Genomic DNA, 12,380 nt, shown 5'->3' with positions numbered 1-12,380 from the left:
CCCCTCGACGAACCCGGCCCCACGGCTTACCTGTCATGCCGTGCCACCCCGCATCCTCAAATCCCCGGCTAAGCCCGCCGCGCTGTTGCCCGACCGCTTCCAGCAATGGTTCGCGGCCCGCGGGTGGTCGCCGCGCGCGCATCAATTGGCGCTCGTGGAGAAGGCGCGTGAGGATCGTTCCGCTCTCCTGATCGCACCCACCGGCGCCGGCAAGACGCTGGCGGGATTTCTGCCGACGCTGGTGGAACTGTCGACGCAGACGGTCGAACGGGGCGCCGGCGTAAAGAAAAGCCTCATCTCGACCGGCCGCGGCGTGCAGCGCTCCGGCGGCCTCCACACGCTTTACATCTCGCCGCTGAAGGCGCTCGCCGTCGACATTGCGCGCAACTTGGAGCGGCCGATCGCCGAGATGGGCCTGCCGATCAAGGTCGAGACCCGCACCGGCGACACGCCGGTATCGCGCCGCCAGCGGCAGCGACGCTATCCCCCGGACGTCCTGCTGACCACGCCCGAGCAGCTCGCGCTACTGCTCTCCTCCGACGACGCGCCGTTCCTGTTCTCCTCCTTGACGCGCATCGTGCTCGATGAGCTGCACGCACTGGTGACGTCGAAGCGCGGCGATCTGTTGTCGCTTGGCCTTGCGCGGCTGTGGCGACTCGCGCCGCAGATGCGCGCGATCGGCCTGTCGGCAACCGTGGCCGAGCCGGATCAGCTCGCGCGATTTCTGGTGCCGCAGCCCGGCGGCGAGGAAGCTGCCGCCGATATCGTCGTCGCCGGCGGCGCGGCGCCGCCGCTGGTCGAGATGCTCGACACCCGCGAACGACTGCCCTGGGCGGGCCACGGCGCGCGCCATGCGCTCCCTGAAGTCTACGAGCTGATCAAGCAGAACAAGACCACGCTGGTCTTCGTCAACACCCGCAGCCAGGCCGAGATGCTGTTCCAGGATCTCTGGCGCATGAACGATGACGGCCTTGCGATTGCGCTGCATCACGGCTCGCTCGACGTCGCCCAGCGCCGTAAGGTCGAAGACGCCATGGCGGCGGGACGCCTGCGCGGCGTGGTCTGCACCTCCTCGCTCGACCTCGGCGTCGACTGGGGCGACGTCGACCTCGTCGTCAATATCGGCGCGCCCAAGGGATCGTCACGCCTGATGCAGCGCATCGGCCGCGCCAATCATCGCCTTGATGAAGCCTCGCGCGCGGTGCTGGTACCGGCAAACCGCTTCGAGGTGCTGGAGTGCAGCGTCGCCATCGATGCCATCGCCGAGAATGCGCAGGACACGCCACCTTTGCGCACCGGCGCGCTCGATGTGCTGGCCCAGCATGTGCTCGGCTGCGCCTGCGGCGAGCCGTTCGTCAGCGATGATCTCTATGACGAGGTGCGCTCAGCCGCGCCCTATGCGGGCCTTGCCCGGCAGGACTTTGACGACGTCGTCGACTTCGTCGCCACCGGCGGCTACGCGCTGAAAACCTATGAGCGTTTCGCCCGCATCAGGCAGGACAAGGAGGGACGCTGGCGCGTCGCCAATCCGAAGGTGCGGCAGAGTTATCGCCTCAACGTCGGCACGATCGTCGAGGAGCCGATGCTGAAGGTGCGGCTGGTGCGCGGCCGCTCCACCGGTAGCGGCTCGACCGGCGCCATCGCGCGCGGCGGCCGCGTGCTGGGTGAGATCGAGGAATATTTCATCGAGGGCCTGACCGCCGGCGACACTTTTGTGTTCGGCGGCGAGGTCGTGCGCTACGAGGCGCTGGCCGAGGACGAGGTCTACGTTTCCCGCGCCAACGACAAGGATCCGAAAGTGCCGTCCTACATGGGCGGCAAGTTTCCGCTCTCGACCTATCTTGCCGAGCGCGTGCGCTGGCTGCTCGATGATCGCAGTGCATGGAACGGCCTGCCGGAGCAGGTGCGCGACTGGCTGTCGCTGCAAAGGGACGTCTCGCGCGTGCCCGGCGTGCGCGAACTGCTGGTCGAGACCTTTCCACGCGGCAACAAGCACTACCTCATCTGCTATCCCTTCGAGGGGCGGCTCGCTCACCAGACGCTGGGCATGCTCCTGACGCGTCGGCTGGAGCGCGCCCGCGCCCGGCCGCTCGGCTTCGTCGCCAATGAATATGCGGTGGCGATCTGGGGCCTGGGCGATGCCTCCTTCATGATCCGCAATGGCGAGCTCAATCTCGATGCGTTGTTCAACCCGGACATGCTCGGTGACGATCTCGAAGCCTGGCTCGCGGAATCCGCGCTGATGAAGCGGACCTTCCGCAATTGCGCGCTGATCTCCGGCCTGATCGAACGCCGCTTCACCAGCGAGGACAAGAGCCGCCGCCAGGTTCTGTTCTCGACCGACCTCGTTTATGATGTCCTGCGGAAGCACCAGGCCGATCACGTGCTGCTGCGCGCCGCGCGCGCCGATGCCGCCACCGGCCTGCTCGATCTGCGCCGCCTGGGGGGCATGCTCTCTCGCATCCAGGATCGCATCACCCATCGGGAACTCGACCACGTCTCTCCGCTCGCCGTCCCCGTGATGCTGGAAATCGGCCGCGAGTCAGTCTATGGCGAAGCTGGAGACGAGCTCCTGGCGGAGGCCGCCGATGAGCTGGTCAAAGAGGCGATGTCGTAGACGGCAGGAATGTATTTTCCGAGCGCAACTCCATCCACTTCGTCATGCCCGGGCTTGACCCGGGCATCCACGTCTTTGTCTCGGTGGCAAGAGCGTGGATGGCCGGGACAAGCCCGGCCATGACGGAGAATGTGGCTCTGTCAATTACCTTAACGCGCACGCTGGATGTTGGCGGTGTGCCGTTTCACGCCGACCTGTCCGGCGCGTTGTTCTGGGAAGAGCAGCGCCTTCTCGTCGTCTCCGACTTGCATCTGGAAAAAGGCTCCAGTTTCGCCACGCGAGGCGTGCTGCTGCCACCCTTCGACACGCTCGCAACGCTCAGTCGCCTCACGGCTGTCGTCTCCCGCCATAATCCGCGAGTCGTCATCGCACTCGGTGACAGTTTTCACGATCGCACGGCGCATGAGCGCCTCTCGGCGGAGGATCGCGACACTGTCGCTGCACTTCAGACCGGCCGCGACTGGATCTGGATCTCGGGCAATCACGATCCGATGCTGCCGTGCGACCTCGGCGGCACCATCGCCGACGAAGTCGCGATCGGGCCGATCACCTTCCGTCACGAGCCGACCGGTGCACAAGGCGAGATCGCCGGCCATCTGCACCCCAAGGCACGCGTCTCCGCGCGGGGCCGTTCGATGGAGCGTCGCTGCTTCGCCAGTGACGGGATGCGCGCCGTGATGCCGGCCTTCGGCGCCTATGCCGGCGGCCTCAGCATCCGTGACGCCGCCTTCGCAAAGATCTTCCCGATGAACGGCTTTGTCGCCCATCTGCTCGGCGACCGCCGCGTTCACGCCATTGCGGCCTCGCGCTGTTATTGAGGCCTTGATACGGCCTCGGAACAAATTAAGAACACTTTAGCAAGTCTTTGATATATCATTGTGATTCGGCGCATTGCCGACACAATATCTAGCGTCTGTCAGACTTTGCGAGGACTACATGTCCACCGTTGCCTTCGATCAGTTTGCCCTCACCCGGATCGCCGATTTCGCGCGCTCGCTGTCGCGGCTGCATCAGGCGGCCCGCCGCTACGCGGTCGATGACGACCAGTTCGACCGCGAGTTCAATGCGGTCTGCCAGTCGATCTGGGGCTACACCATCGACGACATCAGCGACGATCTGTTCTCGACCGAGGACCATTTATTCCTCGACACGCTGGACGAAGCGCATGCGCGCATCTTCGCGGCCGAGCAAGGCTACGATCTCGTCGACGATCAGGGCATGCTGACCGATTGGTGGGGATTTTGCTGGATGATCCTGGCCGAGAAGCGCGGCCTGCTGACGGCCGAAAACCGCGCCGCCGCGCGAGCAGCGATCGAGGAGAAATATCTGGCGGCGCCGAATGTGATCGGGGTGATTATCGGGAGGTGACGCGACATCCTCCGTCATTGCGAGGAGCCTCTTGCGACGAAGCAATCCAGTCTGTTTCCGCAGTGACAGACTGGATTGCTTCGCTGCTCTCGCAATGACGGCTTGGTTGGAGTTCGGCCTTAGTCCAATCCCGCCCGCTTCGCCGGCTTCTGCGTCTGCGTCTTCGGCACCGTCACATCGGGCAGTGCCTCGCGCACGATCTCGGCGGGTGCCGGCGCATCCGCCGCCACCGTCTCTGCCCGCACCGGCGCGACCTTCATCTCGCCGAGGCGCGCGCGGACCTGCGCGGTGAGGCCGGGATAGGAGGCAACGGGTGTGAAGTCCGCAGCCTGGTCATTGCCGACGCGAATCCCGGTATAGGCGACGAGGCCGTCGGTGGTCGCGATCACATCGCCGGCTTTCAGCGACGAGTCCAATGCCAGATCGACCGGGGCGAGACCGACCGGCTCGCGACCGTTGCAGGTGCAGTCGGCGCGCAGCGCCTTGCGATATGCGAACGCGTTCTCGCTGTCGGCGTAACGCTCGCCAGTCTGCGCATAGGCGCCGTCGATGCTCGAGCCGAAATAGATCTTCGTGGCGGTAGCGGGACAGAAGGCCTGACACATCTGCGCCGGCGAGACCATGCCGCGCATCAGCGGAAAATATTTGCCGTCACAGGTGCGGACGCAGAAGGCCGGGCCGGAGCCGCCGGCCGCGGCCGACCGCGTCGGCGGGACGTATTGCGATGCCGCGGGATTCTGCTGGCTGCTGAAAGGATCGACGTAGGAGTTCGCCTGCGGCACCTCGCGCTGGGGACGCTGCTGCTGTGCTCCACCGAAGAAGAAGTCGAAAAGGCCCTCGGCCGAAACGGGGGCCGGTGCCGCCAGCATTGGAGCCGCCAGGAGGGCGGCTACAAGCATCGCGCGACGCTGCCGCCGCGTATGGGACAACTGTGTACGCAATGCTCACTCCACCCGACGCTACTGAACCGGCCGACACCTTTCGAGGTCTCAGCACATGGTTCACCATAATGCGGGATGGTAAATGAGCAGTTGCGCGGGGGCGGTTTCAAGACGAGGAGGTGACCTCATTAAGGCCGGTCACGCTTTCACGGACAGTGTTGCTTCCGGGTCAAGCCCGGGCATGACGGCGGATGAGGTCTCGTCGCCTCACGCCTTCAGAAATTCCGACGCCCTGTACAGCGAGCGGAACGGCAGGCCGGCCGCGCCGAACGTATCGGTGGCGCCTTCCTCGCGATCCACCATGGTCAGCACCAGCACCACTTCGGCGCCAACTTCGCGCACGGATTCCACCGCCTTCATCGCCGAGCCGCCGGTGGTGGTGACGTCCTCGACGATTACGACGCGTTTGCCGGCAAGCGTCTCGCCCTTGGGCAGCCCTTCGATCGCGAGCTTGGCGCCGTGCTCCTTCGGCTTCTTGCGCACGAAGAACGCTGCGATCGGATGGCCCTTGATCCAGGAGATCTGCGCCAGCGCGCCGGCCAGCGGTACCGCGCCCATCTCGAGTCCGCCGATGAAATCGAGCTGGTCGTCCTTCAGCGCCTCATAGGTCAGCTCGGCGAGCAGGGTCGCGCCCTCCGGGTCGAGCATGGTCGGCTTGAGGTTGAAGTAGAAATCACTCTTGCGGCCAGACGCGAGCGTCACCTCGCCGCGGCCGAATGAGCGCCGGCGGATGATTTCGAACAGGCGGGCGCGGGAGGCTGATTTCGACACGGCGGTCCCTCGGAAGCGTATTTGGAGGAGGCGGAATTTATCCGCGACGGCCGCGACATTCCAGAGGGGGCATCCCCCGTCAACAGGCATCGGCCATCCCGGTCCGCCGGTTGTGGGGCTGCAACCTTCTGGGGTAGGTGGATGCCAGATATCTCGGGGAAGGAAGCGCCCAAAATGACGATCGAGCTGCACACCTGGAACACGCCGAATGGCCGCAAAATCTCCGTCGCGCTGGAGGAGATGGGCCTGCCCTACAAGGTGGTCCCGGTGAACATCACCAAGGGTGAGCAGATGGCGCCGGGGTTCCTGAAGCTCTCCCCCAACAACAAGATCCCCGCGATCCTCGACCCCGAGGGTCCCGACGGCAAGCCCGTCAGCATCTTCGAATCCGGCGCGATCCTGCTTTATCTGGGCGAAAAGACCGGCAAATTCCTGCCGAAATCGCTTGCCGGGCGCATCCCCGTCTACGAATGGCTGATGTGGCAGATGGGAGGCTTCGGCCCGATGCCCGGCCAGGTGCATCATTTCATCGCGCTCGAGAACGAGCAGGACCGTGCCTATGGCTTGAAACGTTACATGGCGGAGACGCGCCGGCTCTACGGCGTGTTGGACCGCAGGTTGGAGGGCCGCGACTTCGTCGCCGGCGATCTCTCGGTTGCAGATTTTGCCATCCTCGGCTGGGCCTGGCGCCACCCTCGCCACAAGGTTGAGCTGGCCGATTTCCCCAACGTCAAGCGTTGGTACGACGCGTTGATGGCCCGCCCGGCCGTGAAGCGGGGCATGGAGGCGAAGCTGGATTGATCTTTTCTTCTCCCTCGCCCCGTTCTTACGGGGCCGCGACGAGCCTCGCTCGCGCTGAGAGGGTTGGGGTGAGGGGCCTCTCTCCACACGCGAGATGAGAGAGACCAGTACCCCCTCACCCGAATTCGATCTGCGATCGAATTCGACCTCTCCCCGCAGGCGGGGAAAGGTTAAGGAAAGGCGCTCACACCTTCTTCGCCTCGACCGCCATCCGCACCGCAAGGCCCGCCAGCACCGTGCCCATCAGCCAGCGCTGCACCAGCATCCAGCTCGGCCGGCTCGCCAGGAACAGCGCGATCGATCCCGCGGCGAGCGCGATCATCGCATTCACGCTGACGCTGATCGCGATTTGGATCGCCCCTAACGCCACCGACTGCGTCAGCACGCTGCCGGCGGCGGGATCGATGAACTGCGGCAGCAGCGCCAGATACAGCATCGCGATCTTCGGATTGAGCAGATTGGTGACGAAGCCCATCGCGAACAATTTGCGCGGGCTGTCGATCGCGAGCTTTCTCACCTGGAACGGCGAGCGCCCGCCCGGCTTCACCGCCTGCCAGGCGAGCCAGAGCAGATAGCCCGCGCCGGCAAAGCGCAGCGCGTCATAGGCAAAGGGAATGGCGAGCAGCAGCGCCGTGATGCCGAACGCCGCGCACAGCATGTAGAACACGAAGCCCAGCGCCACCCCGCCGAGCGAGACGATGCCGGCCGCAGGCCCCTGCGTGATCGAGCGCGAGATCAGGTAGATCATGTTCGGCCCGGGCGTGAGCACGAGGCCAAGGCAGACGAGGGCGAAGCCGAGCAGTGCGGAGGTGTGGGGCATGGGTGAACCGGCGCGGGAGATGCAATGGTTCTAATATGCGAGGCTGCGCCGGACCATCGCGCAATTGCTCGGAGGACAATTGAGTTCTCGTGTCCCGGGCTCGATCTTCTCCCTCGCCCCGTTCGTACGAGGAGAGGGTTGGGGTGAGGGTCTTCCCACAAGCACGGTGATAGTTGAGGCCTCAGCGAAACCCCATTCTCCGTCATTGCGAGCGAAGCGAAGCAATCCAGACTGCCTCCTCGGAAAGATTTTTGGATTGCTTCGCTTCGCTCGCAATGACGAGGCGGAGGGGTCTGCAATTTAAAACGATCGAATGGACGCGCGGAAAGTCAGCCTCGTCCCGCATCTGCAAAGGCTTCGGCGGACAGAAGCGGGGCGAGGTGAAGGCAGACTTAGTGCGCCTCGTCCCAATTGTTCGCTGCGCGCGCGTCCACATGCAGCGGCACTGACAGCAGTACGGCCGGGAACGGCGCGTCCTGCATCACGTGCTGCACCACCGGCAGCGTCGCCTCGACTTCGGCGTCCGGCATCTCGAAGATCAATTCGTCATGCACCTGGAGCAGCATCTGCGCCGAGAGCTTCTTTTCGGCCAGCGCGTCTTCCACTCGCGTCATGGCGCGGCGGATGATATCGGCGGCGGTGCCCTGGAGCCGCGCATTGATCGCGGCGCGTTCGTTGAACGCACGCACCGAGGCATTGGAGGCCTTGATGTCGGGATAATGGCATTTGCGGCCGAACAGCGTGGTGACATAGCCGTGTTGCCGGCAGAAGTCGCGCGTCTCGTCCATGTAGGCGCGGATGCCGGGGAAGCGCTCGAAATATTTCTTGATGTAGGCCGAGGCCTCCTCGCGCGCGATGCCGAGCTGGTTGGCGAGACCGAACGCCGAGATGCCGTAGATGATGCCGAAATTGATCGCTTTGGCACGGCGGCGGACTTCGCTCGGCATGCCCTCGATCGGCACGCCGAACATTTCGGACGCGGTCATGGCGTGAATGTCGAGACCGTCGCGGAACGCCTGCTTCAGCACGGGGATGTCGGCGATCTCGGCGAGCAATCTCAGCTCGATCTGCGAATAGTCGGCGGAGACCAGCTTGTGCCCAGGCGTGGCAATGAAGGCCCGGCGGATCTTTCTGCCGTCCTCGGTGCGCACCGGAATGTTCTGCAAGTTCGGCTCGTTCGAGGACAGCCGGCCTGTCGTTGTCGCAGCCAGCGCGTAGGTCGTGTGTACGCGATGGGTCTGAGGATTGACGTAGGTCGGCAGCGCATCGGTATAGGTCGATTTCAGCTTCGAGACCTGGCGCCACTCCAGGATCTTCTTCGGGAAGTCGTAGCCCTGCTCGGCGAGATCATCCAGCACCTGCGCGGTGGTCGACCACGCGCCGGTCTTGGTCTTGGTGCCGCCGGGCAGTCCCATCTTGCCGAACAGGATGTCGCCGATCTGCTTGGGGCTGCCGACATTGACGGGCTCGCCCGCGATCTCCTGGATCTCGGCCTCGACCCGCGCGGCCGTCTGGGCGAATTCGCCTGACAGACGCGACAGCACCTGGCGGTCGATCGAGATGCCGCGCCGCTCCATCCGCGCGAGCACCGACACCAGCGGTCGCTCCAGCGTCTCGTAGACCGTGGTCATGTGCTCAGCGACAAGGCGCGGCTTCAACACGCGCCAGACGCGCAAGACCATATCGGCGCCTTCCGCCGACAGCGGCGCGGCCTTGTCGATCGGCACCTGGTCGAAGGTGATCTTGCCCTTGCCGCTTCCAAGCAGCTCGCTCTCTTTCAGCATGGCGTGGCCGAACCAGCGCTCGGACAGCGATTCCAGCGCATGCGAGCCGCGACCGGCGTCGAGCACATAGGAGATCAATTGCGCATCGTCGGTGTTGCGCAGAGTGATGCCATGCTGCGCCAGCATCACGGCGGTAAATTTGACGTCGAAACCGATCTTGAGAATTCCGGCCGATTCCAGCACCGGCCGGAGCGCTTCGATCGCGTCGGCATGCTTGACCTGATCTGGCGCAAGGCCCGCATCGAACAGGCCGGCGCCGCCGCCGGATTGCTTGTGCGCCAGCGGCACATAGCAGGCCTCGTTCGGCGCCAGCGCAAGCGCGATGCCACAGAGATCGGCCTGCATCGGATCGATGGAGTTCGCTCTCGTCTCGATGGCGACATGGCCGACATCGTGGATGCGCCCGACAAAGGCATTGAGCTCGGTCAGCGACTTGATCGTCTGATACTTGCCGCGATCGACCGGGAGTTTGCGTAAAGCTTCCTCGCGCGCGGCGGCGAGCGAGATCGGTGCGCCCTTCGGGCTCGCTGCCTTGTCCTCCTTGTTTGCCGACTTGTTGTGCTCGCCCGGCCGAGCTTGCGCCGGCGTGCCGGCTCCTGGCGTAGGCACGACATCCGAGGGGGGCAGCGGCGAGAACACGCTGGCGCCGCTGGCATAGCCGGGATCGGCATCGACGTTGGCCGGATCAATCTGCGAATAATCAGCGACGCGGCGCGTCAGCGTGGTGAACTCCATCGCCTTCAGGAAGGCGATCAGCTTGCGTGCGTCGGGCTCGTGGACCGCGAGGTCGTCCAGCGGCACCTCCAGCTCGACCTTGTCGTCGAGCAGCACGAGTTGCCGCGAGATGCGCGCCTTCTCCGCGTTCTCGATCAGCGCCTCGCGCCGCTTAGGCTGCTTGATCTCGCTGGCGCGGAACAACAATTGCTCGAGGTCGCCATATTCGACGATCAGCTGCGCGGCGGTCTTGATGCCGATGCCGGGTACGCCAGGCACATTGTCGGTGGAATCGCCGGCCAGCGCCTGCACCTCGACAACCTTCTCCGGCGGCACGCCGAACTTCTCGATCACCTCGGGGATGCCGATGCGGCGGTCCTTCATGGTGTCGTACATGGTGACGCAATCGGTGACGAGCTGCATCAGGTCCTTGTCGGAGGACACGATGGTTGCGCTCGCGCCGCGCTCGCACGCCTGCCGCACATAGGTCGCGATCAGATCGTCGGCCTCGAAGCCGACCTGTTCCAGGCAGGGCAGGTCGAAGGCGCGGACGGCTTCGCGGATCAGCGAAAATTGCGGGATCAGGTCGTCCGGCGCCGGTGGCCGGTGTGCCTTGTAGTCGGGATAGATCTTGTTGCGGAAGGTGATCTCGGACTTGTCGAAGATGATCGCCAGATGCGTCGGCCTGTTGTCCTCGGGCATGTCGCGCAGCAGCTTCCATAGCATGTTGCAGAAGCCGAGCACGGCATTGACCTGAAGTCCGTCGGATTTCCGGTTCAGCGGCGGCAGCGCGTGATAGGCGCGGAAGATGTAGGAGGAACCGTCGACCAGGAAGACGTGGTCACCCCTGCCGGCCGCCTTCGCCGCGACCGGTTTGGCAGCAGCTTTGGCAGCAGCGGGCCTGGTCTCGGCGGCCGCCTTGGGCGCAGCCTTGGTGTCAGCTTTGGCGTTGGTCTTGGGGGATGTCTTCGACGCTGTTTTGGGCATGGCCGCAATGTATGAATTTTTACGGGTTTTGACAGCCTTGAGAGGGTGATTTTTGCGCAGCTGGCGCCACTATCCCCACTGTCATTCCCCGCGAAGGCGGGGAATCCAGTACGCCGCGGCCTATCGATCGATAACAACTGTCTCTGGAATACTGGGTCGCCCGGTCAAGCCGGGCGACGACAGCGCGCCTGTCACTCCGCCGCCTGCAACACCGGCCCCGTCTTCTTCGGTGCGATCCAGAATGCATCGGGCCGTTCGAACAGGAAGCCGGCATTCAGCCGCAACGCCATCTGCCAGATCGCGAGCGATCCGATCACGCCGACGATGGTGACGATCATCGACACCGTGCCGATGTCGGCAATGATGCCCGTGCGCAGCAGCAGTGTTCGCGTCGCCGCCATCGGCAGGAAGAAGGCGAGATAGATCACGATCGAATGTTCGCCGCAAAAGCGGAAGAAGTTTAGCCATTGGGCGCGCGCGAGCAGTGTGCCCGTCGTGATGATGGCACATGCGCCGGCAAAGCCGAGCACGAGCGACACGATCTTCCATTCGCTGGCGCCGAATGCGACGAGGCCGGCATTGACCAGCGCCCAGGTCGCGAGCGCGGCGAGCGCCCATGCGGGATGATTGCGCGCGCGATCCGACAGCGCGAACACGTAAGGCGCGAACAGATAGCCCGAATAGAAATAGACGAAGCGCGCGCAGAACTCGTCGATCGCGGTCCACCCGGTCGTGATGCGCGCCGTCTCCAGCGCCGCGGCTACAAGCCAGATCGCCAGCGGCGGGATTCGCCGTGTCAGTTTTGTGACGACGAAGAAGACCGGCAGCAGATAGATGAACCAGAGCGTGCCGAACGGCTCGATGAAGGATTCCAGATACAGCAGGCCGACCTCACGCCAGCCCGTCTGGGCTGCGAAAGCGGGAGCCTTGAAGCCGAACTGGATTGTCACCCAGACGACATAGAAATAGGCGAAATGCACCACCTTGCGGTCGAGATAGGTTCGCCAGTCCCGATCGATCACCAGCGACAGGAACAGGCCCGAAATCAGGAAGAAATCCGGCATCCGGAACGGCTTTGCGAAGGCCACGGCGACATGCATGAAACCAGTCTCGCCGGCGGCGAGTTCGACCCCCAGCACCGAATGCATCATCACGACCATGACGATGCAGATGCCCTTGGCATAGTCGACCCAGTCGACACGCGCGGCGGAAGGGGCCTTGGGAAGCCCTCCGCTCGCGGCGATTGTGCCTGATGGTGCCATGATGTCCCTCTTCGAGGCGTGTTCCGCCTGGCCTTGTATGGGTGTGGGGCAGTTTGAAGCCTTGCGGTTTCCGACTTCTTTACCGGTTCAATTCGCGTGCCGGTTTTTGCGTGCGGACTGTTCCCACACCTCGGGAAAGTGCTAAAACTGCCCCGGATTGGGGTTTTGTTAACCAAGCCAAAACAGGGTTTTTCATGCGAATCGCGATGATCGGCACGGGTTATGTCGGACTGGTGTCCGGAGCCTGCTTTGCGGATTTTGGCCACGACGTCATCTGCGTCGACAAGGACGAGAAGAAGATCGCGGCGCTTCATC

10 protein-coding genes are annotated in these 12,380 nt (G+C 64.2%); 5 read left to right on the top strand and 5 right to left on the bottom strand.

The window, feature by feature from the left end; all coding sequences use genetic code 11:
- Positions 1–40: 40 nt before the first annotated feature.
- The 3 genes from GPL20_RS38100 (at position 41) to GPL20_RS38090 (ending at position 3,985) form a co-directional block, all read left to right on the top strand.
- Complete coding sequence (locus GPL20_RS38100) at positions 41–2,617, top strand: ligase-associated DNA damage response DEXH box helicase (protein ID WP_254125744.1); 2,577 nt, start codon at positions 41–43, stop codon at positions 2,615–2,617.
- 119 nt (positions 2,618–2,736) lie between these two features.
- Positions 2,737–3,435, top strand: coding sequence for a ligase-associated DNA damage response endonuclease PdeM (gene pdeM, locus GPL20_RS38095; RefSeq protein WP_157337818.1), 699 nt, complete (start codon positions 2,737–2,739; stop codon positions 3,433–3,435).
- Between the two features lie 118 nt (positions 3,436–3,553).
- A complete protein-coding gene (locus GPL20_RS38090) occupies positions 3,554–3,985 on the top strand; it encodes a hypothetical protein (protein ID WP_157337816.1) in 432 nt (143 codons plus the stop codon).
- A 119-nt stretch (positions 3,986–4,104) separates the two neighbouring features.
- Here GPL20_RS38090 and GPL20_RS38085 read toward each other — a convergent pair whose 3' ends face one another.
- Positions 4,105–4,884: a DUF2865 domain-containing protein gene (locus GPL20_RS38085; protein WP_167533390.1), complete on the bottom strand. Its 780-nt coding sequence runs from the start codon at positions 4,882–4,884 to the stop codon at positions 4,105–4,107.
- Positions 4,885–5,133: 249 nt separating this feature from the next.
- The gene (pyrE, locus tag GPL20_RS38080) at positions 5,134–5,697 is read right to left on the bottom strand and encodes an orotate phosphoribosyltransferase (protein WP_254125746.1); all 564 of its coding nucleotides are present in this window, start codon (positions 5,695–5,697) and stop codon (positions 5,134–5,136) included.
- 174 nt (positions 5,698–5,871) lie between these two features.
- Between pyrE and GPL20_RS38075 the strand changes: the two genes are divergently transcribed.
- Entirely contained in the window at positions 5,872–6,498 is a 627-nt protein-coding gene (locus GPL20_RS38075; protein WP_157337812.1) for a glutathione S-transferase family protein, read from the top strand.
- A 184-nt stretch (positions 6,499–6,682) separates the two neighbouring features.
- On the opposite strand, the gene GPL20_RS38070 is transcribed toward GPL20_RS38075, so the two are convergent.
- From GPL20_RS38070 to GPL20_RS38060, 3 genes are all read right to left on the bottom strand, one after another.
- A complete protein-coding gene (locus tag GPL20_RS38070; protein WP_157337810.1) occupies positions 6,683–7,318 on the bottom strand; it encodes a LysE family translocator in 636 nt (211 codons plus the stop codon).
- Between the two features lie 392 nt (positions 7,319–7,710).
- Positions 7,711–10,803, bottom strand: a complete 3,093-nt coding sequence (polA, locus tag GPL20_RS38065) for a DNA polymerase I (protein WP_157337808.1) — start codon at positions 10,801–10,803, stop codon at positions 7,711–7,713.
- Between the two features lie 191 nt (positions 10,804–10,994).
- Entirely contained in the window at positions 10,995–12,065 is a 1,071-nt protein-coding gene (locus GPL20_RS38060) for an acyltransferase family protein (RefSeq protein WP_157337806.1), read from the bottom strand.
- Between the two features lie 194 nt (positions 12,066–12,259).
- On the opposite strand from GPL20_RS38060, the gene GPL20_RS40065 reads away from it, so the two are divergent.
- On the top strand, positions 12,260–12,380 hold a 121-nt coding region (locus GPL20_RS40065; RefSeq protein ID WP_157330117.1), incomplete at its 3' end, for a hypothetical protein.

The organism is Bradyrhizobium cajani (assembly GCF_009759665.1).
GTDB classification, from domain to species: Bacteria; Pseudomonadota; Alphaproteobacteria; order Rhizobiales; family Xanthobacteraceae; genus Bradyrhizobium; species Bradyrhizobium cajani.
This window is presented reverse-complemented; position numbering and strand designations above follow the sequence as displayed.

Coding starts and splice junctions, on each gene's coding strand:
- GPL20_RS38090 (WP_157337816.1), top strand. CDS start 3,554: ATGTCCACCGTTGCCTTCGATCAGTTTGCCCTCACCCGGATCGCCGAT.
- GPL20_RS38060 (WP_157337806.1), bottom strand. CDS start 12,065: ATGGCACCATCAGGCACAATCGCCGCGAGCGGAGGGCTTCCCAAGGCC.
- pdeM (WP_157337818.1), top strand. CDS start 2,737: ATGACGGAGAATGTGGCTCTGTCAATTACCTTAACGCGCACGCTGGAT.
- GPL20_RS38075 (WP_157337812.1), top strand. CDS start 5,872: ATGACGATCGAGCTGCACACCTGGAACACGCCGAATGGCCGCAAAATC.
- GPL20_RS38070 (WP_157337810.1), bottom strand. CDS start 7,318: ATGCCCCACACCTCCGCACTGCTCGGCTTCGCCCTCGTCTGCCTTGGC.
- polA (WP_157337808.1), bottom strand. CDS start 10,803: ATGCCCAAAACAGCGTCGAAGACATCCCCCAAGACCAACGCCAAAGCT.
- GPL20_RS38085 (WP_167533390.1), bottom strand. CDS start 4,884: ATGCTTGTAGCCGCCCTCCTGGCGGCTCCAATGCTGGCGGCACCGGCC.